This window comes from Fimbriimonas ginsengisoli Gsoil 348, from assembly GCF_000724625.1.
GTDB lineage: Bacteria > Armatimonadota > Fimbriimonadia > Fimbriimonadales > Fimbriimonadaceae > Fimbriimonas > Fimbriimonas ginsengisoli.
This window is the reverse complement of the sequence record NZ_CP007139.1, coordinates 4,774,064-4,798,805: the sequence shown is the minus strand read 5'-3', so window position 1 is coordinate 4,798,805 and position 24,742 is coordinate 4,774,064. Positions and strand designations below refer to the sequence as shown.

The 24,742-nt window shown below is 60.6% G+C and carries 22 protein-coding genes; 16 read left to right on the top strand and 6 right to left on the bottom strand.

Features of this window, described 5'->3' with window-relative positions:
* Positions 1–336: 336 nt before the first annotated feature.
* The 3 genes from OP10G_RS25305 to OP10G_RS21610 all read left to right on the top strand — a co-directional run bounded on the left by OP10G_RS25305 (position 337) and on the right by OP10G_RS21610 (position 5,577).
* A complete protein-coding gene (locus tag OP10G_RS25305; protein ID WP_025228348.1) occupies positions 337–2,955 on the top strand; it encodes a dockerin type I domain-containing protein in 2,619 nt (872 codons plus the stop codon).
* A 791-nt stretch (positions 2,956–3,746) separates the two neighbouring features.
* Positions 3,747–4,958: an elongation factor Tu gene (tuf, locus tag OP10G_RS21615; protein ID WP_025228350.1), complete on the top strand. Its 1,212-nt coding sequence runs from the start codon at positions 3,747–3,749 to the stop codon at positions 4,956–4,958.
* 175 nt (positions 4,959–5,133) lie between these two features.
* Positions 5,134–5,577 (top strand): DUF5655 domain-containing protein, encoded by a 444-nt coding sequence (locus OP10G_RS21610; protein ID WP_025228351.1) that lies wholly within the window; start codon positions 5,134–5,136, stop codon positions 5,575–5,577.
* A gap of 157 nt (positions 5,578–5,734) precedes the next feature.
* Here the strand turns inward: OP10G_RS21610 and OP10G_RS21605 are convergent, their stop codons facing one another.
* The 4 genes from OP10G_RS21605 to OP10G_RS21590 all read right to left on the bottom strand — a co-directional run bounded on the left by OP10G_RS21605 (position 5,735) and on the right by OP10G_RS21590 (position 10,642).
* Complete coding sequence (locus OP10G_RS21605) at positions 5,735–6,919, bottom strand: di-heme oxidoredictase family protein (RefSeq protein WP_025228352.1); 1,185 nt, start codon at positions 6,917–6,919, stop codon at positions 5,735–5,737.
* A 125-nt stretch (positions 6,920–7,044) separates the two neighbouring features.
* The gene (locus tag OP10G_RS21600) at positions 7,045–8,220 is read right to left on the bottom strand and encodes a tetratricopeptide repeat protein (protein ID WP_025228353.1); all 1,176 of its coding nucleotides are present in this window, start codon (positions 8,218–8,220) and stop codon (positions 7,045–7,047) included.
* Positions 8,217–9,386: a tetratricopeptide repeat protein gene (locus tag OP10G_RS21595; protein WP_025228354.1), complete on the bottom strand. Its 1,170-nt coding sequence runs from the start codon at positions 9,384–9,386 to the stop codon at positions 8,217–8,219. Before OP10G_RS21595 ends, OP10G_RS21600 begins: the two co-directional genes overlap by 4 nt.
* Complete coding sequence (locus OP10G_RS21590) at positions 9,383–10,642, bottom strand: AAA family ATPase (RefSeq protein WP_025228355.1); 1,260 nt, start codon at positions 10,640–10,642, stop codon at positions 9,383–9,385. The genes OP10G_RS21595 and OP10G_RS21590 overlap by 4 nt, the downstream gene beginning before the upstream one ends.
* Before the next feature lie 325 nt (positions 10,643–10,967).
* Here OP10G_RS21590 and OP10G_RS26550 point away from each other — a divergent pair, with 325 nt between their 5' ends.
* The 3 genes from OP10G_RS26550 to OP10G_RS21575 all read left to right on the top strand — a co-directional run bounded on the left by OP10G_RS26550 (position 10,968) and on the right by OP10G_RS21575 (position 13,008).
* A complete protein-coding gene (locus OP10G_RS26550; RefSeq protein ID WP_144241304.1) occupies positions 10,968–11,453 on the top strand; it encodes a hypothetical protein in 486 nt (161 codons plus the stop codon).
* Complete coding sequence (locus OP10G_RS21580) at positions 11,450–12,016, top strand: type II secretion system protein (RefSeq protein WP_084179628.1); 567 nt, start codon at positions 11,450–11,452, stop codon at positions 12,014–12,016. Before OP10G_RS26550 ends, OP10G_RS21580 begins: the two co-directional genes overlap by 4 nt.
* Before the next feature lie 350 nt (positions 12,017–12,366).
* Positions 12,367–13,008 (top strand): hypothetical protein, encoded by a 642-nt coding sequence (locus tag OP10G_RS21575; RefSeq protein ID WP_025228358.1) that lies wholly within the window; start codon positions 12,367–12,369, stop codon positions 13,006–13,008.
* A 162-nt stretch (positions 13,009–13,170) separates the two neighbouring features.
* Here OP10G_RS21575 and OP10G_RS21570 read toward each other — a convergent pair whose 3' ends face one another.
* Positions 13,171–14,319, bottom strand: a complete 1,149-nt coding sequence (locus OP10G_RS21570; protein WP_025228359.1) for an ABC transporter ATP-binding protein — start codon at positions 14,317–14,319, stop codon at positions 13,171–13,173.
* A 180-nt stretch (positions 14,320–14,499) separates the two neighbouring features.
* On the opposite strand from OP10G_RS21570, the gene OP10G_RS21565 reads away from it, so the two are divergent.
* Together OP10G_RS21565 and OP10G_RS21560 are read left to right on the top strand one after the other, a co-directional pair.
* A complete protein-coding gene (locus OP10G_RS21565; RefSeq protein ID WP_025228360.1) occupies positions 14,500–15,258 on the top strand; it encodes an ABC transporter ATP-binding protein in 759 nt (252 codons plus the stop codon).
* The gene (locus OP10G_RS21560; RefSeq protein WP_025228361.1) at positions 15,255–16,427 is read left to right on the top strand and encodes an ABC transporter permease; all 1,173 of its coding nucleotides are present in this window, start codon (positions 15,255–15,257) and stop codon (positions 16,425–16,427) included. The genes OP10G_RS21565 and OP10G_RS21560 overlap by 4 nt, the downstream gene beginning before the upstream one ends.
* Before the next feature lie 186 nt (positions 16,428–16,613).
* On the opposite strand, the gene OP10G_RS21555 is transcribed toward OP10G_RS21560, so the two are convergent.
* Positions 16,614–17,177 carry a pyridoxamine 5'-phosphate oxidase family protein gene (locus tag OP10G_RS21555; RefSeq protein WP_025228362.1) on the bottom strand — a complete coding sequence of 188 codons (564 nt, stop codon included), beginning with the start codon at positions 17,175–17,177 and terminating at the stop codon, positions 16,614–16,616.
* Between the two features lie 53 nt (positions 17,178–17,230).
* On the opposite strand from OP10G_RS21555, the gene OP10G_RS25300 reads away from it, so the two are divergent.
* The 8 genes from OP10G_RS25300 to OP10G_RS21510 all read left to right on the top strand — a co-directional run bounded on the left by OP10G_RS25300 (position 17,231) and on the right by OP10G_RS21510 (position 24,734).
* Entirely contained in the window at positions 17,231–18,076 is an 846-nt protein-coding gene (locus OP10G_RS25300; protein ID WP_025228363.1) for a Cof-type HAD-IIB family hydrolase, read from the top strand.
* Positions 18,077–18,279: 203 nt separating this feature from the next.
* Entirely contained in the window at positions 18,280–19,815 is a 1,536-nt protein-coding gene (locus OP10G_RS21540) for a radical SAM protein (protein ID WP_025228364.1), read from the top strand.
* Positions 19,816–20,126: 311 nt separating this feature from the next.
* Entirely contained in the window at positions 20,127–20,849 is a 723-nt protein-coding gene (locus OP10G_RS21535; protein ID WP_158409328.1) for a prolipoprotein diacylglyceryl transferase, read from the top strand.
* A complete protein-coding gene (locus OP10G_RS28010; protein ID WP_227625003.1) occupies positions 20,765–21,139 on the top strand; it encodes a zinc ribbon domain-containing protein in 375 nt (124 codons plus the stop codon). Before OP10G_RS21535 ends, OP10G_RS28010 begins: the two co-directional genes overlap by 85 nt.
* A gap of 5 nt (positions 21,140–21,144) precedes the next feature.
* Entirely contained in the window at positions 21,145–21,390 is a 246-nt protein-coding gene (locus OP10G_RS21525; protein ID WP_025228367.1) for a hypothetical protein, read from the top strand.
* 94 nt (positions 21,391–21,484) lie between these two features.
* Positions 21,485–22,927 carry a tetratricopeptide repeat protein gene (locus OP10G_RS21520; protein ID WP_025228368.1) on the top strand — a complete coding sequence of 481 codons (1,443 nt, stop codon included), beginning with the start codon at positions 21,485–21,487 and terminating at the stop codon, positions 22,925–22,927.
* Entirely contained in the window at positions 22,927–23,787 is an 861-nt protein-coding gene (locus OP10G_RS21515) for an NAD(+)/NADH kinase (protein WP_084179622.1), read from the top strand. The genes OP10G_RS21520 and OP10G_RS21515 overlap by 1 nt, the downstream gene beginning before the upstream one ends.
* Positions 23,784–24,734 (top strand): ABC transporter ATP-binding protein, encoded by a 951-nt coding sequence (locus OP10G_RS21510; RefSeq protein WP_025228370.1) that lies wholly within the window; start codon positions 23,784–23,786, stop codon positions 24,732–24,734. The genes OP10G_RS21515 and OP10G_RS21510 overlap by 4 nt, the downstream gene beginning before the upstream one ends.
* The last annotated feature ends 8 nt before the right edge of the window (positions 24,735–24,742 follow it).

Genomic DNA, 24,742 nt, shown 5'->3' with positions numbered 1-24,742 from the left:
AAGATGCCCGGGAGCTTAGGCTCCCGGGCATCTTGCTTTGTAAGGCACACCCTCTTGCCGAACTGCCAACCGCTAACTTCCGTTTAGCGACTTCCCGGGGCTGACAAGGCCGTGGTTACCGCAGTGAAGAGCGCGGAGCGTAAATCGGGCTCTGTCGGCAGGATCTTTACTGTTACAAATGCTGGCTTATGCGGTAGGAAGGAGGTTTCGCACCGCAGAATCCCAATTTAACGCTTAACCCGCTCCTATACTCCAGGCTCGATTGATTTCCCCGTCATTTTTTGCACGCTTTTTACTGGTGCGGAAATGGCGGTGTATTTAGGGATTTTCCGAACGATGAAAACTCGCTTGCCTCTGCAATTCTTCCGACGCGCGATCGCACTTGCCGGAGGCGTGATGTTTGCCGCCGCCGCTTCTGCCGCTGCAACCCCATGGACCCAGTGGAAGGTCTCCGACGGCGGTAACGGGCACTGGTACCGAGCCGTAGACAACGGCTCGGAGATCTCTTGGACTTCGGCACGCGCCGCCGCCATCCAGGACGGAGTGCACTTGGCGACGATCACGTCCCAGGGCGAGAACAACTTCGTATACAACCTTTCAAGCGATGACGCTTACTGGCATACGGACTCTAACGAGACAATCGATATCGGTCCCTGGCTTGGCGCCCTTCAGAGCCCGGCCGGATTTAGCTGGGTGACGGGGGAGGCATTTTCTTTCACCGCCTGGCTTCCGGGCGAGCCCAACGGTGATCCGGACTCCGCCATCCACTTCATGGGGCAAGGCCTCGTGCGCGGAGCCAATTGGAACGATGCTACAAAGGCGGTGACGCCGACCCTAAGCCCCAGCTCCTACATTGAGGAGCTCGACAGTGTGGCCACCGCACCGGCTCCGTTCACGTCAGGACTTCCAGTCGACCTTAACGGCAGCTACTTGGCGGCTCTGAATCGAGTTGTCGGAGCTACGACCGACCGCGACGGAATTGGCGCCTCTGGCATGGTGCAGGAGCCTTCGAGCATTTGGTGTTTCACCCCGTTTTCGAATTGGTCTAAGACGCCGACGGTCCGCGACTATCTCAATCTTCGCGGCACCAGCTACGGGTTCGACGTGGACCTCGGCGACCCGGCCCGGTGGCCGAACCCAAGCTCGTTGACCGACTGGTTCGCCGGCAATGCGGCGGACGGCCACGAGGGATCCACGTTGGTGGTGCGCGCGGCTAGCTCGGCCGGCGTCGCGCCGATCGACCTGTCGAACATGAATGGCCTGCGCGTAATGTTCTATCGGAAGGACGGGAAGTTCTTTGGCCACATTGCCAACCTCTGGTACAGCCAAGAAATCGCGCTTCCGGGAGCCAGCGTGGCCAATCGGTACCGGGTGCAAGTGAACGTGAATGGAACGGGCGGGGTCCAGGTCTTCTTTATTCAGCTAAATGGCCCTGGTACCAACAGTTACGTGACCCAAACCCTTGTCGGTGGTAGCGAAAGTCTCTCGTCCGCAAGCTTCGCGGTCCAGATGGCAAACGTGACTCGGACTTCGCAGACGCCGGCGACTCCCACTCAGGCCGCGGTCTACGGCTTCTGGACCTCGGCAAGCACCGGCACCCTGTACGCCTTCACGGCCAATCCCTACCTAGGAACGAAGGACCGGCCGGCGACCGCCGTCTTCGGCCTCTACAACTCCTATCTTCCTTTTAAGGCGATGGGGTACCACGCTTCGCTCCAACTGTATCAGGCCGGCACGGCCCTCAGCTTCCTCGAGGGACAGTACGAAAACACTGCCCTGTTCGAGGCAGCGGGGGCTCCGGTATTCGCGCCTAACGTTACGGGTCGATTCGACCACTCCCAGTTCACCGGCATCGTGGCGAAGGCCACTCAGCAACCGCTGCTTCTGGAGTCGTACAACTTTGTGGCCCCTCAAGGAAGCTACAATCCTGGCGGCAGCAGGCTGGGCGTGCTCTGGCAATATGCCGGCGGTCCGCTCTGGACCAGCTTCAATTCGGCGGCCGGCGTCTACTTCGCAAGAACGTTGGACTCCAATGGAGTTGTCGTAGATCCTTTGGCCCCGGCGATGGGTCCGGTCGGTGTTCAACAGTTGACCGGCACCGACTACACGGCGAAGAGCATGCAAATCGTAGTCGGCGCAAACGACACGGGCTCCGGCCTTGCCGATGCGCCTCTTCTCAATGTCACCCTCACGAGCAACCACGGACTTGTGACGACGCGCACGATCCGGATGGGTTCCTTGAACCCGGTCAACGGCATCTTCGGGGCCGTGCTCACACTCCCCCTAGGCACCATGACGATGAGCCTCAGCGCGAACGTCAGCGACCGGGCCGGGAACGCCGCAACCCCCTCCACGCGGACCGTGTCGATCCAGATTCCGCCGCCTTCGACTCTTTCGCTCCCAATTCAGTTGACCGGCTTCTCGGCCCCTGGACCGGTGAACCGCTTGGTTCGAATCGTCTTGGGCCGTAAGGGCGGAGACGGGATTGTCGGAACCCGAGACCGGATCGTGATCAATAGAGTCGTAACCTTCAGCGGTACCGGAGCCGGCACCGCAACCTTGACCGTTGCGGACGGCCTGCCGGAGTTCGCCACCGGCGGGATCTCGCAGGTGTGGGTGAAGGATCCTTTCCACACGGTGGGCAAGAGCGCTCCGCTCAAGCTCACGGGCAGCGTGTACTCCCTCAACGGAGTCGCAAGCGTGGTCCTTACTCCGGGCGACGTAACGAACAACAACGTTACGGACTCCGCGGACTACACGATCTTTACGACGTCCGCCTTCGGAGCCGTTCCGGCGACCACATGGTTTCTCCCGGATACTGCGGCGCTGGTACCTGCTAACCTGAGGAACCTCGATTTGAACGGCGACGGCCGCTTCGACGCGAGGGACGTGGCTTTGATGAATCTCTACTTCGGCAAGGTCGGCGATCCCGAGCCGAGCAACTACAACCCCTAGTCGAGGAGCCAAAATCGGCAAGCGGTAGATGGTCGACGACCATCTACCGCTTGCCGATTTTGGAAGGGACTAGCCTCCGTGCCGGCGGCGAATCGCCGCTCGGGCACGTGCTTCGTCCGCCGCCCGAACGCGCCCTTCGGCGCGTATGAGATCGATTCCGCGGCTATGGCGGTGCCGGCGAGCGAATGCCTGCGCTCGCCTCTCGGCAAGCAGCTCACGGCTGCGTCTCCAGGCAAGGACACGATTACGTTCCGCCCAATTGCGTTGCCACCATAGGCGATGTGCTGCCTCTCGCCGCTGCCAAGCAATTCGGTCGCGATCCCCCTCACGCCACTGTCCCACGTGAAGACCGTTGTCGTGTCCGTTCCAGTGCTTTTGCCAACCTAGGTGCCTACCTTCGTCGTGCTTGCCAGCGTGTTCCCATCCGCGATGGCGACCTTCTTGGGCCGATGCGATGGTGGTCAGCCCAAGCGTGCAGCCGAGTATCGTGGCCGCGAGTAATCCTGTCAGCTTGTTCATTTGGCTCTCCCTTGCCAGGCACATTTGCCTAGCATCTATTACGCCTTAGACGAAAGGAGTCGGGCGACGTTCGTTTGGGCCGAGGACCGAACATCGTTTGTCGGACAGGTCGGCCGATACCTTTCCACACACGTGATTCGCACTTGCTAACTCAGGTTCTGCGGCGGTAAACTACCCGTTTGTCGCTAACCCCTCCGTGCGGATTGGGGTGAGACCGAAATCGGGCGACGGGTCGCCCTCCGCGCAGAGACGAAAGGATTTAAAACAGAGCAATGGCAAGAGCTAAATTCGAGAGAAAGAAGCCGCACGTGAACATCGGAACGATCGGTCACGTTGATCACGGCAAGACAACGTTGACCGCCGCTATTACCGGCATTCTTCAGGAGAAGGGTCTCGCGAAGGCAGCGAAGTACAGCGACATCGACTCCGCACCGGAAGAGAAGGCGCGTGGAATCACCATCAACATCTCCCACCAGGAGTATGAGACGGAGACCCGCCACTACGCCCACGTTGACTGTCCGGGCCACGCCGACTTCATCAAGAACATGATCACCGGCGCCGCTCAGATGGACGGCGCGATCTTGGTCGTAGCCGGTACCGACGGTCCGATGCAGCAGACTCGCGAGCACATCCTGCTCGCCCGTCAGGTTGGCGTTCCGTACATCGTCGTGTTCATCAACAAGGTGGACGCGGTCGACGATCCGGAGCTGATCGAGCTGGTCGACATGGAGATCCGCGAGCTTCTCAGCAAGTACGGTTTCGATGGCGACAACACGCCGATCATCCAGGGTTCCGCCCGCAAGGCGCTGGACCTCGTGGAAGCGGGCAAGGTCGACATGGACGACAAGTACATCAAGGCGATCCTCGACCTGATGGCGGCCGTCGACAGCTGGATTCCGACCCCCGAGCGCGACAAGGACAAGCCGTTCCTCACCGCCGTCGAAGACGTGTTCACGATCACCGGTCGTGGCACCGTTGCGACGGGCCGTGTCGAGCGCGGTCAGCTCAAGTCGATGGAGGAAGTCGAGATCGTTGGTCTTCGCGAGGCTCCTCGCAAGACGGTCTGCACCGGTATCGAGATGTTCCGCAAGGTACTCGACTACTGTGAGGCGGGCGACAACGTCGGTCTGCTTCTCCGTGGCGTCGCTCGCGACGACATTGAGCGCGGAATGGTCATTTGTAAGCCGGGCACCATCAAGCCGCACACCAAGTTTAAGGCAGAGGTTTATGTCCTCTCCAAGGACGAGGGCGGCCGGCACACTCCGTTCGTGTCGGGTTACCGACCGCAGTTCTTCTTCCGCACCACCGACGTGACCGGAACGCTGAACCTGCCGGACGGCGTCGAGATGGTCATGCCGGGAGACAACATCACCATGACGATCGAGCTCATCGCTCCGATCGCTATGGAGCAGGGCTCCAAGTTCGCGATCCGCGAAGGCGGCCGAACCGTCGGCGCCGGCGCGATCACCGAGATCATCCAGTAAGGTAGATCTCCCGCAAGGGCAAGAGGCCCGCCGTTCCATTGGACCGGCGGGCCTCTTCTTTGGGAGTGCGCGAAGCCCTTCGCGCTTTTCACCCGTGCGGAGAACGCTCCCACGCTCGAAGCTTGGGTCAATAAGCACGGTTTCGACCCCGAACGCCCGGGCTTATACTTAATCCGTGGGCCATCAAGACGCCGACCTCTGGACATGCCCTGAATGCGGGCAGAAGTTCGCCACCGAAAACCTGTGGCATTCCTGTGGCTCCTTTACGCTGGAAGCGCTGTTCGCCGGAGTCCAGCCGCAGGTTTGGAGGACATACCAGGCGTTTGAACGGATGGCCAGGGAGGTGGCCGACTTCCACGTGATCCCGCAGAAGACGCGCGTCTCATTTCAACTACGCACCCGCTGCTCGGGTGGGTCGCCGATGAAGAGCTATTTCCGAGCCTCGTTTGTTTTACGAAACGTCACGATCACCCCTCGTATCGACAAGATCCAGTCGTTCGCCCCGGATCAGCACGTGCACTACGTTCGACTGGCAAACCCGGAAGAGGTGGACGAAGATATCCGCGCCCTGCTGCTCGCCTCCACCGAGTACGGCGAGCAACAGGGACGGCACGGCTAGTGGCACGGGCTTCCAGCCCGTGTGTATCACGACCATCCTGGTCGTGTAAACGTAGCATCGGCTCCCAGCCAATGAATCCCACAGCCCTCACGGCCGTGGGAAACGGGCCACGGGCATCCTGCCCTTGGGACCCACTGGCTAGAAGCCAGTGCCACGGTTAGAGGCCGTTCAAGAACTCGATCACCGCGTTCCGGTCGCGAGGATTGAGCCGCAGGTAGCGGTCGTGTGACGAGAGCGCTTCTCCGGCGTGGAGACGGATTGCTTGATCGACAGAGTTGGCACGGCCGTCGTGAAGAAGGAACGGCCTTCGGCCGACTCCCCATAGCGGCGCGGTTCTGAACTGGTCACCCGCGGCCTGACCCTGCTGGATCCCGTCGGCGAGGCCAGCGCCCATCCGGTGCAGCAGCAAATCCGAGAAGAGTCGGACCGGTATGTTGGAGAGAGCTTTCGACAGGTTGGCGCCGGTTTGCAATGTCGGCACGTGACACGAAGTACAGCGAACGTTGGCGAAGATCGCCTCGCCGCGAATCGCTTCGGGAGTTGGGGGTACCGGATCGAGGGGCGCGAGGAAACGCATAAAGTCCGTCGCGGCGGCGATGTCAGGTCCCGCCTCCTCGGGGTCCGGGACCTGGTCAGCCCCTTTCGGAATCGGTTTCCCTTGCGGAAGGTTCTCATGCGAGAAGACCGGGCTGGTGATTCCCATCTCATTGAGGTACGCATCTCCCGAAAACCAGTGGAGAGCCGAAACCTGCGCCTTCCAACCGAACCTGCCAATCTCGGTCTTGCCGGTATCGGGGTTTAGAACCCGATTTGCCACTCCGTGTACGCCGTCAGGCTGACTTTGACGCTCCAACGCAAGGATTGCCGAGTCCGGAATCGCCTCAATCAAGCCGGCGCCAAAGAGGGGCGTGGTGATCCGATGGGAGACGAACTGTGCTTCTTTGGGCACCACTTCCCCCGGAACCGGGTAACCCCGGATCAGCTCCCGCAAAGAGCGTGACTGCAATAGCGGGCCGCCGACCTGAGCCAGGTCGGTGTACTTTCCGTTGGTCATCCCCCCAATCCGAGTGACCCTGGCGACGCCGAGATTCTCCGCCGCGCCGCCCAAGCCACCGGCCCGGTGACATTCGGCGCAGGAAACACCGTTGAATACCGGGCCGAGGCCGTCCGGCGGGGCTTCCAGTTCGGCGAATACACCGACCCCGGCTTGGAAGAGCCGCTGCTCGGCCGGCGTCAGACCGCCAAGCGGCTTGGGCGGGCGAGGTGGTCCTTGGAGAACTCCCGACGCGGGTGGCGAGAGAGCGCCCCAGAGAAACAGCGAGGAACCGCCGATAATGGCCAAAGTGCGGCTGGTACGTAACAGTTGCCGGTTATTCAAACTCAACCTCCCAGCGGGGGACCTCTCGGAGGACCTCGATGTCGCCTCGCTGCAAACAAGGAGATATTTAGCCTGCGGTTATTTGGAAGTTATGAGGATGAGGCCGGGCTGGGCGGGTCCCCGGTGAAAATGAACAACGACAGCATCAACCCGAATAGCACCACGATCGTCCAGAAGGCGAACTTGTGCAAGCCAGGGCTCGATTTGATCTTATAGGTGACCCCGGCGATGAGAAAGCCGGCCACCGCGATGCCAGGCACGATCCCGGAATCGTGCCTGATCAGAGAGACCGGAATCCAGATCAGACCAATCGCCAGAAACGCGAAGAGAACCCAACCTTGGATGCGGCGGCTCCTCCCGATGGCGAGCCGTCCCAACGGATGGAACAGAAGCACCACGTCCGTGATCGGCTCCTCGAAGAACGCCATAAAAACGAGGAAACCGGTGACCACAAGGATGGGGGCCAGAACCGGCCATAGGGCCGGATGGGTCGAAAGAACCCCCGCCGAGATTCTCGCAACGAAATAGAGCCCTACGAACACCAAAGAGCGGAATTGAAGGGGAAGGCGGGCAACGTGATTCGCGAAGGTAAAGGTCCAGCGGTACGGCGGAAAGGCGGATCTCAGGGCTACCAGGAGGCCGCTTTGAGCGTGGGCGAGATCCGGTTCAATACGGAGCGCTTCTTTGAAATGCTCGACGGCCGCGCCGCGATCTCCGACCCTGATCGAGGTCCAGCCCATGTCGGCGTGAGCATCCGCGGAATCGGGGTTCTGGGAAACGGTTCGGCGGGCATATTCGCGAGCTTCGTCGGACCTCCCCAAAAAGGTCAGCGCCTGCGATCGGGCGCTCTGGCAATCTTCCTCATCCGGATCGAGCTCGAGTCCGATCTCTGCGGCTTGCAGCGACTCGTTCCAAAACCCTTGCAGGGCAAGCACGTGAGCTAGAAGGCCGTAATAGTGCGGCATATCCGGATCGAGCGCGATCGCGTGGCGTGATGCCTTCTCGGCGTTTCGAGCGTTCACCCTTTGGAGGACGAGCCCCATAACGTAATGCACCCACGACCATTCCGGCGTGATCGAAACGGCGGTCTGAGCCTGCTTGACCGCCTCTTTTTGGTTGCCGACATTGCTAAGACAGAGCGCTTGGAGGCCGTAGAGCTCCGAATCGGCGGGCGACTGGGCGATCGCTTGGCCGAGAAGTGGCAAGGCGTCGGCGTGCCGCCCCACGATAATGAGGGCGCGAGCATGGTCGGCGGCGCTGTTCATAGTTTGGGAGGCGACACAATAGATGCGTAGGTCGCGATAACCACGAGGATAGCGCTGAATACCGCTAAAGACCAGAAGAAAACGCGACGGTTTTGCCTCGTCTCCATGGCGGAAGCAAGAGTTAATAGCATCCACCCGACTGCGGCCATGACGCCGGCCGGCCAAACCTTGAGCGGAGAAAACCATCCGCCGACGCCGAGCAGAACGCCGGCAGCGAGAAAGCCTGCCATTGTCCAAGTCTCTATCCGCTGCTCTCGCCCGAGCGCCAATCGGCCCAGCGGATGAAACAGCAGACTGAGGTTTGCCACCGGCCGCCCGATCCAACGCATTAGGAACATTGTTCCGAGGATCACCAGGATCGGAACAAGCACTGGGGCAAGACCGTGGTTGGAGGCGAGTATTTCGCCGGCGCCCCGGATGATCAGGAACAGAATGAATCCTACGGAGCCCTGGTACTTGGCGGGAAGGGCACGAAGAAGCGCGGCAAAACCGAGTAGAGCCCGGTACAGAATGAACCGAGCGCGAAGGGCGTCGAGCAGTCCGAGCCGGGCTCGTTCGTTCGTCGGGTCGATACGTAGGGCCTCCTGAAAATGCGCTTCCGCTTCACGGTAATTGCCGGCTCGAAGGCTGACCCAGCCCATTTCGGCATGGACTCGTGGCGAGCCAGGATTATCGACGAGGGCCTTCAGGACCGCTTCCTTCGCTTCCGCATCCTTACCCATGAACGAGAGCGCTTGGGCTCGCTGGCGCTGACATCCTTCGTGGTTTGGGTCGACCCGTAGACCTTCTTCGGCCTGGGCGAGCGCATCCGGCCACTTGGCTTGGCGCGCGAGCACTCCCGCCAACATTGCGTAACCATCGGGCCACTCTGGCCGCAGTGCCAATGCTTGGCGGGCCGCCGGTTCGGCTTGTTTCGGCTTTCCCGCCGAGTCGCGGGCGGCGGCAAGCATGTAGTGAGCAAATGCTAAATCCGGCTCCAGCGAAACCGCGAGCTCGGCGGCCTTGATCGCTTCCCGATGGTCGACCTGGATCAGGCAGTGCGAGCGAAGGGCATGCAGCTCAGCGTCTTGCGGGCGCTGAGCGATTGCCGTCGCGAGCTCCTTCAGCGCCTCTTGGTACCTCTGTTGCGAGATATAAAATCGGACTCTATCGGCAGGATCGTTCACAACATCCGGCGCTGCTTAAGGTAAGCCAGCAAGTCGTCATAGATACCGCCTTCGTTGGCGTAAATCGCGTGATTCTTGGCGGTTTCCAGCCAAGAACGGGTGGATGGACGGACCTCTTTCAGCGCTTGTTTGAAGTCTCCCATGTTGATCGGTCGGACCGTTCCGGAAGAGATTGAGTCCTCCAACGCGAATTCGGCGGCGGAATCGCAAAGATGGGCAACGTCGGCGCCTGAGAAATCCTCCGTTTTCTCGGCGATCCAACGGGTGTCGAGCCGGTCGACGGGGCGCTCTTTTGTACATTTCTGTACAATCGACTCGCGGGCAACTAAATCCGGCGGGAGTACGAGCAGCATCCGGTCGAGCCGGCCCGGACGGCGGAGGGCGGCGTCCACGTCCCATGGGTGGTTCGTTGCCGCCAGAAAGAAAACCCCTTCGTTATCGAATTCCACGCCGTCGAGCTCGGCGAGGAGCTGATTGATGAGCCCGGTGCCGGCTTGGTGACGCATGAGGCTCCGCTTTCGTCCGAGCGCGTCGAGCTCGTCCATAAAAAGGACGCAGGGACGAGTCCGGCGGGCGGTTTGGAATAGCTCATGAAGGTTCTTCTCACTTTGGCCGAGCCACATGTCGACCACGTCGGTTAGACCGACCGAGAGGAAACCGGCCCCTAGCTCCCCCGCGATTGCGCGGGCCATGAACGTCTTGCCGCAGCCGGGCGGGCCGTAGAGGAGGAGCCCGCCGCGGAGAGACTTGCCGTACAGCTTGCGCAAGTCCGGATTTCGCATCGGACCCAAGAAGGAGGTTTGAAGACGGCGCTTCACGGTTTCCATACCGGCGACGTCGGCAAGTTTGATCTCGGGGCGTTCGGTTTCCCATTGCCCCGGCTCGTCGTCCGGCTCGCTGTAACCATCGCGAAGGGCCTGGGGAGAGGGAGGGGAGACCGGCGCCTGAGTTGGCGGGGGTGGCGCGATCTCGCTTTCGCCGATCAGGTTCTTCGCCGAATTCCACGAGAGAGCCTCATGGAGCTTGCGATATCCGTGGGCACGGATCTTGTCACCGGTGGCATCGGCGGCGTCGGCGGCGATCTTCAGCGCTTCCAGATTGTCCGGCTGACGCCCGAGGACCAGCGTAGCTTGCTCCAGCGCCTCGCCGAAGCGGCTGGCGGTGGCCAAGAGGGAAGCGTAGTGGAGGCGCAAAGCCAGGTTTTCCGGGTTCGCCTCGACGGAAGCACGGATTGCTTCAAATACGCTTGGGTCCATCTGCTCCATTCTGTACCCGGGTTCGCCCACTTTTCACGCTATCGGGCCAACTGGTTACTCGGGAGACCGCGAAATTTTGGTTTGCTAAAAGCAGCGATTTGAAATGTCAATGCTGTAATATTGGGTCTGCAGAACGCGATCCGCCTTTAAAAGCGGACGAGGAGCCGCCAGAGGATTTTTACTTCGGGAAGCATACGAAGTAATAGGTACTGAATGCGACCCGTCTCTGCCAAAGTTAACCGCTAAAATAGGGTCATCGAGAGACCACTGGCACTAATTTTCAAAAACACTTCCATTTTTTATGTGCATATAGTAATATGCCCGTGTGAAGTTTGTCGACAGCGCCGTGCTATCAGGCGCAGCACTATTAATCGCGGCACTTTGTTCTTGGAAGGCATATTTTCCTCGACAAGCCGCGGTCACACACGACACCTATCCCGATTTAAGCGGCGAGCGGTTTGAGTTGCCAGGGACCGACATTGCTGGACGTCCCCTGTCGAAAAACCTTTTTCACGTCGTCGTGAGCGTATCGGACTGCAGCTCTTGCTCGGCAAGCGTTTTGGACTATCAAAAACTCCGTAACGCGGCGAGCGGAGCGCAACTGTGTTGGGTCGCAAAGACGCCCGAGCAGCTAGCAGATGCGCGGAAGAGGGCAGGGAAGCGAGATCTCTTCTTCCTTGATCCCCACAAGAAAACGTTTCCACCCAAGCTCTTTGCCTTTACGCCGCAGGCGGTGTGGCTCGATGGCCAAGGCTACGTGGTCAAACAGCGGGTCGGAGCCAGGATGATCAACGAGGAGGTCCGAAGATGAGGACGCGATCGGCATTGGGATTTACGCTACTCGAGTGCATGGTTTGCATCGGCATCATGGCAATCGTGGCCGCAATAGCGACGCCAGTTATGGCCTCGGCTCGCCGCGCGGGGGAGATTACGAGCGCAAAGGGGCGCTTGCACCAGCTTTTCATTGCGGCCCAGATATACCGAAACGACTGGGGCAGCGAATCGGAGTATGGAAACGCCCAGAAAATGGGCCTTCCTTCCGGTACGGATCCTCTTAGTATCTTCAGGTTTTTTGCCAAGAACGGCGGTGGACACAGCCCCTGCGGAGACAACGTTTCGTGGCTAGGCGACAGCTCGCCGACGCTGGTGACGTATTGGTACACGCCGGCGGACGACAAGTCGTGGGCGAGCCTCGCTCAAAAATACGAAGATCGAACCCCTTTTATCCTAGACGTCAACTGCGACGATCCGAAAGTCGGATTCGATAACAGCTTCGAGCCGCATCGGGGGCTTGGAGTGCAACTATCGGGTCGTCTCCTGGACCTCCACAAGCCAGGCCGCATGAGTCGGAACGAGTGGTGGGTCGTTCCTTAGCCATTAGGAGATTGAATATGCGATCGAAAATTATTTTGAGTGCATTCCTTGGATTAGGAGTTGCCATTATCAACGCTTCCGCTCCAACTCAGCCGCTCGGCTATATATCCGGGGCAACGTTCACAAACTGTCCGGCGACCGTGCCGGTGTGTACCGTCTGGGGAAGCAAAATCAGTACGATCAATCCATATTGCTGCGCGGAAAAGGAGAGTCCCGACACCTGTTACTCTTATAGTATCGAGGAGTGGTCTTGCAATGCGGGCGGCACGGGACGGTATCGAAATTTCAAGCTTGAGACGACGCTTTCACCGGGTAACTGCGATACCGACGGCTCTTGCTACTGATCCGAGATGAAAGTAACTAAGCGACGGAATGCCGTGATCGGCGTCGCCACGATCGGAGTGTTCGCTCTGGGATGGACTTGCGTGTCGGGACCATCGCCGGAGCGGGCGGTCCGGGATCTTATCAGTGCTGAGCTTGCGGGTGACGCTGAGCCGATCTGGGCGTCGCTGCAAGATGACGAGCGAACCTACTACGGGCTCGACCACGATCGATTTTGCCAGTTCGTCGTCTCCTACCTTCGCCCCCGAATGAAGCGACTGCAACAAGAGGGTCAGATTACGGTCAGTAGCGTCGCGGGCACCAAGGGCGCCCGCGGGTCTGTCCACGTGATCATGCCGGACGGCGAGCGCACCTTGCTGCGAGGCGAGGTTGTTCCGAGATCCGGCGGCTTCGTCTCGACGGAGCCGTTCAGCGCTTTGCTGCTCATGGCGGCGCTGTCATCAACGCCTCGCATCGCCGGGGAGCTCCACGCAGAAAGAACCTACCGCTGCCTTAAGGCCGAACAGGCAAATCTCGAGGCCTATGGAATCACCGGGATCTATAGCGAGCAATACGGATTGGAGAGTTGGGACGCGACGCTCAAGCGGCAGGCGGTCCGGGTCTCGATTCAACAGGCCCGGCAGTCAAACGCCGCGAACCGGTCTCGCTAAGCTAGATCCGGTTTGTGGGCGGTATTCGTCGGCCCGTTGATGACTTGGCTGAAAGCACGGGCAGGGAATCCGCGCCTACACGCTCCCGCCACAGGGTCCACGTAGTCGGACCTCCCAGACGGTGCGTCTGGGAGGTCCGGTTGATCGGCAGGCGCCGAGGTCCTACTTGATGGCTTCTTCGGTGACAGCGTCGAAGATGTGGATTCGCTCGAGGTTGATCGCAAACCTTGCGTCGTGGCCCTCTTTGATCCTCGTCTCGTTGTCGATTGTGGCGATGAGGCTCGTCTTGCCGATGCCGATGTAGGCGACGTACTCGTGGCCGAGGGGCTCGAGGACGTCGACTTTGGCGGTAATCGTGTTGAATTCCGTCGGCGTGATGCTGGAGACGAGGTCGGCGTCGTCGATCTCCTCCGGGCGGATGCCGAGGGTTACGTCTTTACCGACCATGGCGGCGGCGCCGTGGCCTTCGGGAAGGGGGAGCTTGAAGTCCACAGCGTCGACCATGACGCGGCCGCCTTCCTGAACGATCTTTGCGGGCAGGAAGTTCATGGGCGGGGAGCCGATGAAGCTGGCGACGAACTTGTTCGCGGGGTTGGCGTACACCTTCTCCGGCTCGTCGCACTGCTGCAGCTTGCCGTCGCGCATGATGGCCATTCGCTGGCCCATCGTCATCGCTTCGATCTGGTCGTGCGTGACGTAAATCGTGGTGATGCCGAGCTTGCGGTGGAGCCGGATCAGCTCGGCGCGGGTTTGGACACGGAGCTTGGCGTCGAGGTTCGACAGCGGCTCGTCCATAAGGAAGACTTTCGGCTTCCGGACGATGGCGCGGGCAAGCGCGACGCGCTGTCGCTGACCGCCCGAGAGCTCCTTGGGACGCCGCGCGAGGTACTTCTCGATGTCGAGCATGGTGGCGACGGTTCGAACGCGCTCGTCGATGTCCGCTTTGATCTTCTGCGCCTCGCCCCAGTGGGAAACTTGCCAGAAGAAGCCCTTGAGCTCGCGGAGACGCAGGCCGAACGCGATGTTGTCGTACACGTTCATGTGCGGGTACAGCGCGTAGTTCTGGAAGACCATCGCGATGTCGCGATCCTTCGGAGGAACGTCGTTCACCCGAACGTCGCCGATAAGGATATCGCCGTCGGTCGACTCCTCTAAGCCCGCCACCATGCGGAGCGCCGTGGTCTTGCCACAACCCGATGGTCCGACGAGGACCATGAATTCTTGGTCGCGGATCTCGAGGTTGAGATTATCGACGGCTTTAACGTCTTTGCCGAATACTTTGGAAATGTTGCGGAACGTGACCCCTGCCAATCAGCCCTCCACCCGCCAGCCCATCCTGGGGGATGCCGAACGCATTATAACCGAGCCTTAAGGAAACTTGGCCCCGGATCGTAATTGTCAGCTTCTAAGTGGGCGGGAATCGCCCACTTCTCGCGCAAAAGAACGATTCTCGTGTCACCAATCGCCGCCATTCGCGTACTTTGACGCAGCATGGTTCGCACGCACGAGCTTAAGAAATATTTTCGCGACGCCAAGAAAGGCGATAAAAAAGCGGTTGACGGGGTCACGTTCGAAGCGCGGCCCGGCCGCATCCTCGGCCTGTTGGGGGTGAACGGGGCGGGGAAGACGACCACCCTTCGGATGCTTTCGACCGTCATCAAGCCGACGAGCGGCTCGGCGGAGGTTGCCGGGTTCAACGTTTTGGAGCACCCGGAGAAGGTGCGGGCGAGCATCGGCTTTATGTCTACTTCCACCTCGCTCTACGGACGGCTGACCGCCAAGGAGCTGATCGCTTATTTCGGCGGTCTTTACGGGCTGGAGGGGGAGAGGCTGCAAGACCGGATCCGGTACGTGACGCAGAAGCTGCAACTGGAGGAGTTCTCCGACCGGCTTTGCGACAAGCTGAGCACCGGTCAGAAGCAGCGGGTGAACATCGCCCGGACGATCCTGCACGATCCCCCCGTTCTGTTCTTCGACGAGCCGACGGCGGGTCTGGACGTGGTTGCCAGCCAGAGCGTGATGGAGTTCATCGAGGAGGCTCGGGACGCGGGGAAGACGATCGTCTTCAGCACCCACATCATGAGCGAGGTGGAGCGGCTTTGCGATGAGATCGTGGTGATTCACGATGGCGTCGCGATGGGAGAAGGAACCGTCGCGAGCCTCAAAGCGAAGACCGGGCAGGAGACTCTGGAGAAGGCATTCCTTTCCCTCGTCGGCTTCCAGCCAACTTACGCAAAGGTGCCCGCATGAAGACCCTCGTTCACGTCTATAAAAAAGAGATTCGCGATATGTTTCGCGACAAGCGGGTCCGCTCGTCGGCCATCTTCGGCCCGATCTTCGTGCTCGTGCTGATGATGACCCTCATCGGCTTTGTGTCGACTTCGGTGCGCAAGCAGGAAGGACAGAAGCTGCACGTGATCAAGAGTGATAGCCCCGCCGCGATCATGCTGCGCCAAACGAAATTCGCCATCGTTGAGGTCGCCAACGTCGATGAGGCCAAAAAGCTGATTAAGGACGGGAAAGCGAAAGTCGTCCTTGATTTCCGACCCCCTTCGGCCAGTGGCCAAACCATCATCGACGCCTACGTCGATCCTAAGGAACAGATGGCCCAGATCCTCCTTGGTGGACTTCGGCAGGCATTCGGCGAGCAAAACAAGAAGCAACTCGCTACGACTTTGAAATCCAAGGGCCTGCCAGAAACCGCGGGGGAGGCATTCAAGATCGAGGAACGGGACGTGCAGGTCGGCGAGGCCGGCGGCGCCGGCGAATTCCTCATCGGAATGTTGCCTTACCTCATCGTTATCTGGGCGTTTTACGGCGGAATGAGCATCGCGAGCGACCTGGTGGCCGGTGAGAAGGAAAAGAACACCCTCGAAACCCTCTTGATCTCCCCGGCGCGGAGAACCCAGATCGTTCTTGGCAAGTTCTTGGCTCTGGCGACCGTTTGCTTAATGAGCTCGATGTCGAACTTGGTCGGACTCGCGATTCTGGCGAAGCTGCACCTGCCCGGCTCCGACGTTATCCTGAAAAACGGTCTCGGAGTCACGCCGATGGCGTTTGCGATCACCTTGATCGTATTGCTGCCGTTGGTGGCGTTCTTTGCTAGCATCTTGATAGCAATCAGCAGCTTTGCGCGGAACCCTCGAGAAGCGCAGACCTATCTCGCGACCTGCAGCTTTGTGGTCATCATGCCTGCGATGTTCAGCCAGTTCATCGGCTACACCGATGCCGGTAAGCAACTCTGGATCAACATGGTCCCGATCCTCAACTCCGCCAACAGCATCCGAATGGCGCTCATGGGCAAAAGCGACGCCGTCGCCATCGCCACCACCGTCCTCGTAAGCCTCGCCCTCGCCCTCATCGCGTTGCGAGTCACCGTCTACATGTTCAACCGCGAAGAAGTGCTCGTAAGAGCGTAAATTCCGGAGCCCCCTCCTCGTCGATGTTCGTGCGATGAGGAGGGGGTTGGGGGTGGAGAAATCCGGCCCGTAGCGTCGGCGCCCTCGCCGATGGTCCGGACTTTATAGGATGCCACCTCACGGTTGCCGGAACATGGGCGAGCCGCCCGTGCCGCGGCGGGAGAGGGTTCCCGGAGGGACCTATCTTTACGCCATTGTCTCGGGCTCGTCGAACAACGCCGGAAGTCCGTCGATGCTCCGCGAATTCTTCAGAAGCCGATACTCGGCCAACCCCTCCGATCCCTTCGAAAGCGCGAATCGGTCGAGCGTGTCTCGATCGTCTTTGAAGTCCATCAGTGGGACCGCAAACCCGCACGAAGTCGACACCCGGGTGACTTGCACTCTCACCACGCTCCGAACCCCGGGCTTTCGGGGGAAGAGGGCAACCAACTCTTCGAAATGGGGATCGCCCTCGATGATCACCTCCCCCCGGCCATGCAGCCGCGCCACATTCGGCTTCCCCTCGAACGCGCAGAACATCAGAACGATCCGTCCGTTGTCCCGCAGGTGGGCCGCGGTCTCGGCGCCGCTTCCGGTGAGGTCCATGTAGGCGACTTCCATCGGTCCCAGCACCCGAAAGGTATCGCCGCCCTTGGGAGAGCAATTGACGTGACCCTCGAGAGAGGTGGGGGCGGTGGCGACGAAGAATAGGTGTTGCTCACCGAGCCACGTGGCCAGATCGTCGTCGATAAAGTCGCGTTGCTTGCTCATAGGGTCTATGGGCCATCGTACCAGCCGTAAAAATGCTAGCTTCAAGGGAGCCGATGCGCCCGAGACTAAAGCCTTCCCTTATCGCCCTGGATCTGGATCACACGACGCTGACGTCCGAGCGAATACCGCATCCGGCCAATTTGGAGGCTATCAAGCGGGCCCAGGCGGCGGGGGTGAGGGTGGTGCTGGCGAGCGGGCGGATTGGGACGAGTATGCAGCCGTTCGCGGAGATGCTGGGCGTCACGGGGGCGATGATCTGTTGTAACGGAGCCCAGGTCTTGGATGCGAACGGGGAGGAGCTGGTTGCGCATCTCATGGATCCGGAGGTGCTCCATCGGGTGGTGGAGTACGCCGTTCCGGCGGGGATCCACGTCAACGTCTATACCCGGACGGAGCTGCTGTTTCTCGACCGGACGCCTTGGGCGGAAGAGTACGCGCGCCGGCTCGTCACGCTGTCGCCGAGGTTCACCACGGTTGAGGAGGCGAAGCAGCATGAGATCTTGAAGGTCTCGATCGTGGACTCGGCGGAGGCGATTCAGCTGCACGTTCAGGTTTTGGTTCCGACCATTCCGCCCGAACTGGCGTTGCCGACGGAGTCGGAAAAGGAATATCTGGAGTTCATGCATCCGCTTGCGAACAAAGGGAACGGGCTGCGAAGGCTTGCGGAGGAGCTGGGGATTCCGCAGGAGCGGACAGCGGCGATCGGGGACTATCTGAACGATCTGGAGATGATCCAGTGGGCGGGGGTTTCCGGAGCGGTGGCGAATGGGGCGGAGGCGGTTCGGGCGATCGCCAACGTGGTCGCTCCCACCAACGACGAAGGCGGCGTCGCGTGGTTTATCGACTGGCTTCTTTCCCCCAAGCCTTCGTCCCCCGGCGAAAGACGCCCTTCGGCGTAGCGTCGGCGTCCTCGCCGATGATTGGTGTACCGAAGGTACACCAGGCGCAGGTACGAGCCAAGCTGCGGCTACAACGCTTCGCGTTAGCGGAGAGGAGGCCGCTCTTGGTGTACACGTCCTTCGGACGTAGCGGAGTTGCCGATACCGGGACGGCGGAGGAAATTCAGCCTTCGCCGTTTGGCCTTCCATCTACAATCCCATAGATGGCAGGGCTGGCGGCGCGACCTTATCGGATCGAGGAGTACACCCGGACGGTGTGTCCTCACTGCTTTGCCGACCGGCCACGGAGGTCCGACGAGGAGGGGATTTTCGTCGACGGAATGCTCGTTTCGCACGACGGCAAGATTTGGATGCGGCGCTGGTGCCCGACGCATGGGGAGACGGAAAGCCTTTACGAGGAGGATGCGGAGATCTGGCAGGCGCGCGCGGGCTGGAGCACCCCTACTTTGGCGGTGACACCGGACCGTCCGGACAATTTCGCCGGCTTTCCCGACGGGTACCGAGACGGCCTTCCCGCGTCGCACGGGCAGCACACTTGCATCCTGCTTCTCAACGTGACGGAGCACTGTAACTTCCGGTGTCCGACCTGTTACGCCACGGCGCACGATCCGGGGACGCCGCTTGCGCAGCCGGATCGGCCGAGCATCGCGGAGATGCTGCATACGGTGGACACGGTGCTGGCGCGGGAAGAAGGAAAGCTGGGCGTGGTCATGGTCTCGGGCGGCGAGCCGACGGTGCGGCGAGACATCGAAGAGCTATTGGAGAGGCTTTTCGAGCGGAACCTCACCCGGGTGATGCTGAATACGAACGGGCGGCGGATCGCTCGGGACGATCGCTTCTTGAAGTTCCTCCAGTCACATCGCGACCGGGTCGAGGTGTACCTCCAGTTCGACGGCTTTCGGGCCAGCACTCACCTCGCGCTCCGTGGCGAGGACCTGAGCGAGGAGAAGCCGCTCGCCCTTTGCCGCTTGAACGAGGCGGGGATCTTTACGACGCTCGTGATGACCGTAGCCAAAGGGGTGAACGACGACGAGGTGGGGGAGGTGCTGACGACCGGGCTCAACACGCCTCGGTGCGCCGGGCTGGCGATCCAGCCGATGTTCGGCTCGGGCCGAAACCCCGGTTTCGATCCTCAGGACCGGGTTACGCCGACGGGCGTGCTGCGCCGTCTGGGGGCGCAGACGCGGGGGCAAGTCGACTGGCAAGACTTCGTGCCGCTGCCGTGCTCGCATAAGGATTGCTGCGACATCACCTACCTGCTGAAGACCCGCAAGGGATGGCGTTCGTTGCCGAAGCTCGTCGGCCGGGACGAGCTGAAGCGGTGGATCCATCTGGTGGCGAATACGATTTCGTTCGAGTCGGCCTCCGATTCCGTGCGGGGTCTGGTTCAGAGCGGAGCTTTACAGCGGGTGTTCTCCGAGCAGCAGAAGGTGACCGCGCTCGGCTTGGCGCGGGACATTTTTACGCTATGCGACTGCATTCCCGGGGTCGCCGAGCTGCTTCGCTCGCCGAACGAGACGGTGGAGAAGTTGGCGGAACGAACGTTCCGGGTTACGGTGAAGCAGTTTATGGACGCCAACACTTTCCACGAAGCGCGAATTCGGCAGTGTTGCGTCCACGTGGGGACTTTCGAGGAAGATCCGCGGCGCCATTCTTTCTGTTGGCGTTGGCTTTTCGAGGACGCGGATGACTTTCCGAAGCCTCGAGTGTCGACGCTGCCGGTCTTGCAAGGTAGGTAACTCTTGGACGAGCAACCGGAAGCGGAAGAGGGTGAGGTCAAAGGGTGGAAGTGTGTTCACTGCAGCGCTGGTGAAAATATGCTGCCTTATTGTTCCAACTGCGGAAACCCGAGATATCCGAGCGTCAGTCGAGGTTGCCTTGTCGGATGGATCGTCATGCTTCTCGGGATTAGCGCTTTCTTTGGATCCTGCGCGATTAACGGCTTGGCCGACAAAAGTCAGACTCAGTATTGGGGCGCCGAGCTTTTTAGGGATTTTCTTGCAGTGGCGGCAGCATCTTTGCTAGTGGCGATCGGCATCGGGGTGCGGCTGTGGCTCAGGAGGAACGGTTGACTCTGGGCGAGATCCTAACCGGGCTCTCCTACTTGACCGGCGCCCTCGTTTTCCTGTGGGCGGCGCGGCGGCAGAATTTGTCGACCGAGGGGATCTGGACGGTGGTGGCGGTCGGCTTCGCGGCCGGCATTCTTGGTGCGAAACTGACTCAGCTTATCGCCGAAGGGTGGCCCTGGCGGGTGTCGATGGGGGTGGCGCTGGATCCGCGAAACGGTGGGAGGGCGTTGCTTGGCGGGGTCATTTTTGGTTGGATCGGGGTGGTGGTAGCGAAGAAGAGGCTCGGCATCCGGCGTCCGACGGGCGACCTGTTCGCCCTCGCCCTGCCCGCCGGGGAAGCGGTGGGGCGGCTCGGGTGTTATTTCAACGGGTGCTGCTACGGCGAACGGTGCGATATGCCGTGGGCGGTTTGGCAACATGGGGCGTATCGGCATCCGGCGCAGCTTTATTCGGCGGCGGTTGCGGTTTCCCTCTTCGGGTTCCTGCTGTGGCTTCGGCCTCGGCTCACCCGTGAAGGGGATCTTTTCAAGGCTTATTTGGTGGCGTTTGGAGTTACCCGCTTCGGCCTCGAGTTCGTCCGATGGCGGGAGACCCTCGTCTATGGCCTCTCGCCCATGCAGTGGTTCTGCCTGGAGTTGGTCTTAGGCGTGGCGGCGGCGGTGTTTTGGCGGTGGAGGAGGGAGGCGATCGCGTGTCGGATTTAAGATGTCCCAACTGCAAGGCTAGCCTGTTGGTGACCGACGAGGTCTGTCCCAATTGCGGGCACCGCCTAAATGACCGTTACCGATCGCCGTGGAGAGTCGCGGCCCGAATATTTTCATTGATCGCGCTCATCCTCGTCGGGATTCCTTCGGCCCTCATCGGCGGATGCTTTATGGTTGTTGCATCGAGTGAGCGCACTTTTCAGACGGAGGCTTTTGCGTGGGGCGCAGTCGGAGTTGCGTTCTTCGGCTTCCTAGCTTGGCTCTTCGTCTTGGCGTGGAAGCGCCCCTGAGGCTTATGGAAAAAACGAAAGGTGAAGTGTACGAAGGGATTGCCTTCCAGTTCTGTAAGATCGCGACGGTTTCGCTGATCGCGCAGCGGTTCACCCTGCCGGTCGCGGCGGGTTGCTGCGCGCTTTTCTACGTCCTCGCAATGGTGCACGGCAAGCGAGATACCCGTTGCGTGCTTCGCTATCCGCCCTTACTGGTCTTGCTTTGGGGAGCGGTGGCGTCGGTTTCTTTGTGGCTTATCCTGCGGAAATAAGTCGAGAGCTTCCTTCGCGTCGGTATTTATTAGGGCACGGGCGAAAGTCGGAATCTTACAGGCCCTCAGGCGTCGTAGAGTTAAGGTGCCCCCTATGAGACTCTTTCGAGCGCTCCTTTGTTGTTGTGTTTTTGCCGTAGCAGGATTTTCTTTTGCCCAAGACGAACGCGCGTTTGAAAAGCGGGTTGCCGACGCAGCCGCCCTGTACAAGGCCGGCAAGCAAGACGAGGCGATCAAAGCGTTCGAGGCGCTTCACGCCGAGTCTCCGCGCAGCTACGACGCCCTTAGCTGGCTCGGCTTCCTGTACCTCCGCACGGACGAAGCCGGAAAGGCGGTTCCGCTCTTGGAACAGGCGATTGCTCAGCATCCTTCGGATATCGAGGTCCTGAACAATCTCGGAAATGCGTACCTGGCCACGCGGCAACCGGACCGGGCGCTGGAGAAGTATCAGGCGATCCTCAAATTGTCCCCGCGGATGTTCGAGCCGCACTACAACTCCGGCACGATCTATCTGGCGCGAAAACAGTACGCGCAGGCGGTCTCCGAATTCCAGGCCGCCACCCGCCTGAAACCGGACGATGCGTTCACGCACAACAACCTGGGGGTCGCCTTTGAGGCACGGCACGAGAACGATCGCGCCGCCGCCGAATTCATCAAGGCGGCCGAGCTTCGTCCGGATAACCGAACCTTCGCCCGAAACGCGGGACTGGCGCTCGCAAGGCTTCGAAAACCTGAAGCGCTTGGCTATTTGGAGAAAGCCCTCGGCGACGGCAGCGATTCGGCGGTCGCGCTTGCGCTGGGCGAGGCGTACGCTCGCGCTGGACGCCGTGAGGACGCGCTCAAGTATTACGAGAGTCTCCGCTCGATCGAGGCGAAGAACCCCACTTTCTGGTTCAACCTGGCCGTCCTTCGCGGCGCGATGGGGAAGACGCCGGAAGCGGAGCAGGCGTACCGGCGTGTACTGGAGCTCAGCCCGAACGATCTCGACGCGCTGAATAACTTGGGTCTGCTCCTGTTCCGAGGCGGCAAGTTCGAAGAAGCGACGACGCTGTTCGACAAACTGTCGGGTCTGAATCCCTCCTCCATCGCCGCCAAGGTCAACCTGGGTTCGGCGGCGGCGAATGCGGGCCAAACCGCTAAGGCGATCGCCGCATGGAAAGAAGTAATCCGGGCCGAGCCTTCGAGGGCGGCGATCCGGCTTCAACTTGCGAACGCCTTATGGGAGCAAGGGGATGTCGATGGGGCGCGATATCACTACTTGCAAATTTTGGCCGGCAACAAAGACAATCCCGAAGCGCTCAACGGGATCGGGCTTTGCCATCTTAAGGCGAACAAGCTTCCGCAAGCGGAGGCAGCCTTCCGCTCCGCCGTCGAGGCAAAGCCGAACTACATCGCCGCATACAATAATCTTGCGATCACGCTCGAACGGATGAAGCAACCGGTCGAAGCGATCAAGATCTTGGAGAAGGCGCAGAAAATAGCCCCCGATGATCCCGACATTCGTGCCAATCTGGAACGAATGAGGTCTTCGGGTTAGTGCGCGTACATTTGGTGACGAACACCTACCGGCCGGACGCTATTGAGGCGGCGGTCGGGGTGGCTAAATGGTTGCGTGCTCGCGGCAACGATGTATGGGTCGATAGCGACACGGCGCGCCACGTAGAACTGCCGGTCGTTCGCAATTCAGAATTCGGCGAGGCGGATCTCGTCGTCGCTTTTGGTGGCGACGGGACGCTCATCCGGGCGGTGCACCTGTGCGCCGATTTCGGAACGCCGATCCTCGGCGTCTACTTCGGGCGGTTCGGGTTTGTGACGCAGTGCACGCACGAGTACTTGGAGTCGTGTCTGACCGACTTCTTGGAAGGGCGGTGCTCCATTGAGTCTCGAATGATGCTGGACGCCGAGTTGATGCGTGCCGGCCAAACGGTGGCCCATCTTAGCGCGCTCAACGAGACGGTGCTCCAGCGCGCGGTCGTGGCGCGGATGATGACGTTTCAGGTCACCGTCGATGGGCACGTTCTTACCAGCTATCCGGCGGACGGCATCATCGTCGCGACTCCCACCGGTTCCACCGCATACAACCTCTCCGCCGGCGGGCCGATTCTCGACCCGAAGGTCCATGCACTCGTACTCACCGCGATCGCACCCCATACGTTGAACTCCCGAACGCTTGTGCTCGCGGCGGAATCGGAGATCGTTCTAAAGGTTCAGAGTCACGGCGACGCGGTGCTTTCCGCGGACGGGCAGACGCGGCTCCACTTGCTAAGCGGCGACGAGGTGCGAGTGCGAAAGTCGACTCGGATGACAAACTTAGTGTCGGTGCAGAAGGACGACTTTCTTATCAAGCTTGGCCAACGTTTGCTCTGGAGCTATAGCCCGGTCGGTGACTCGCTTTGAGCGACTCGTTGTTGCTCGATGTGCAGGACGCTCATGTCGAATTTCCCGGCCACGGGGGAGCGGTTCGGGCGTTAGACGGGGTTTCGCTCCAGGTTCATCGGGGGGAGACGGTTGCCGTCGTTGGCGAATCCGGTTGCGGCAAAACGACGCTGGCGCGGGCGGTACTCGGCCTCCAAGGTTTGAAGGGTGGGCGCATCGTCTTGGAAGGGGCGGAAGTTCACGGCACCACTCGTCACATGGCCGAGCACGTCGGAATGGTTTGGCAGGACCCTTACGCCTCGCTGAACCCGCGCTGGCGAGTCGGTCGATCCGTGCAGGAGCCGATGCAGCTAGCCGGCCGTAGAGCGGAGCGTAGTTCGGTCGCGGTGTTCGAAGAGGTCGGGCTCGATCCGAAGTTCGTGGATCGCTATCCTCACCAGCTCAGCGGCGGGCAGCGGCAGCGCGTGGCGATCGGGCGCGCCCTTGCGCTCAAGCCTCCGTTGGTGATCTGCGACGAGCCGACGGCGGCCCTCGACCTGAGCGTGCGGGCGCAGATCCTGAACCTTCTGAAGGATGTTCAGACGGCTACGGGGTGCTCGTTCCTCTACATCTCGCACGACCTCACGACGGTGCGCTTCTTGGCGGACCGGGTCGCCGTTATGTATCTCGGCCGGATCGTGGAGGAAGGACCTACGGAGAGGATCTTTAGCGAGCCCCGGCATCCGTACACTAAGGCATTGCTCGACAGCGCTCCCTCGCTAGAGCGGCTGATGCATCTTCCCGAGGCGCCGGCGGGCGAGATTCCGGACCCTCGTACGAAGTTTCAGGGGTGCCGGTTTGCTTCCCGGTGTCCCAATCGGGGCGAGGTTTGCCTAGTCAACGACCCGGCGGCGACGGTTGAAGGGGACCGGCGATTCTACTGTCATTTTCCAGTTGCTCAGGACAGCGCAACTATCAAGATTACTTAACAAACGTA

Bases quoted from the DNA above. Each gene is read 5' to 3' on its own strand.
- OP10G_RS25305 (WP_025228348.1), top strand. From the start codon at position 337: ATGAAAACTCGCTTGCCTCTGCAATTCTTCCGACGCGCGATCGCACTT.
- tuf (WP_025228350.1), top strand. From the start codon at position 3,747: ATGGCAAGAGCTAAATTCGAGAGAAAGAAGCCGCACGTGAACATCGGA.
- OP10G_RS21600 (WP_025228353.1), bottom strand. From the start codon at position 8,220: ATGAACAGCGCCGCCGACCATGCTCGCGCCCTCATTATCGTGGGGCGG.
- OP10G_RS21590 (WP_025228355.1), bottom strand. From the start codon at position 10,642: ATGGACCCAAGCGTATTTGAAGCAATCCGTGCTTCCGTCGAGGCGAAC.
- OP10G_RS21580 (WP_084179628.1), top strand. From the start codon at position 11,450: ATGAGGACGCGATCGGCATTGGGATTTACGCTACTCGAGTGCATGGTT.
- OP10G_RS21575 (WP_025228358.1), top strand. From the start codon at position 12,367: ATGAAAGTAACTAAGCGACGGAATGCCGTGATCGGCGTCGCCACGATC.
- OP10G_RS21565 (WP_025228360.1), top strand. From the start codon at position 14,500: ATGGTTCGCACGCACGAGCTTAAGAAATATTTTCGCGACGCCAAGAAA.
- OP10G_RS21560 (WP_025228361.1), top strand. From the start codon at position 15,255: ATGAAGACCCTCGTTCACGTCTATAAAAAAGAGATTCGCGATATGTTT.
- OP10G_RS21555 (WP_025228362.1), bottom strand. From the start codon at position 17,177: ATGAGCAAGCAACGCGACTTTATCGACGACGATCTGGCCACGTGGCTC.
- OP10G_RS25300 (WP_025228363.1), top strand. From the start codon at position 17,231: ATGCGCCCGAGACTAAAGCCTTCCCTTATCGCCCTGGATCTGGATCAC.
- OP10G_RS21540 (WP_025228364.1), top strand. From the start codon at position 18,280: ATGGCAGGGCTGGCGGCGCGACCTTATCGGATCGAGGAGTACACCCGG.
- OP10G_RS21525 (WP_025228367.1), top strand. From the start codon at position 21,145: ATGGAAAAAACGAAAGGTGAAGTGTACGAAGGGATTGCCTTCCAGTTC.
- OP10G_RS21520 (WP_025228368.1), top strand. From the start codon at position 21,485: ATGAGACTCTTTCGAGCGCTCCTTTGTTGTTGTGTTTTTGCCGTAGCA.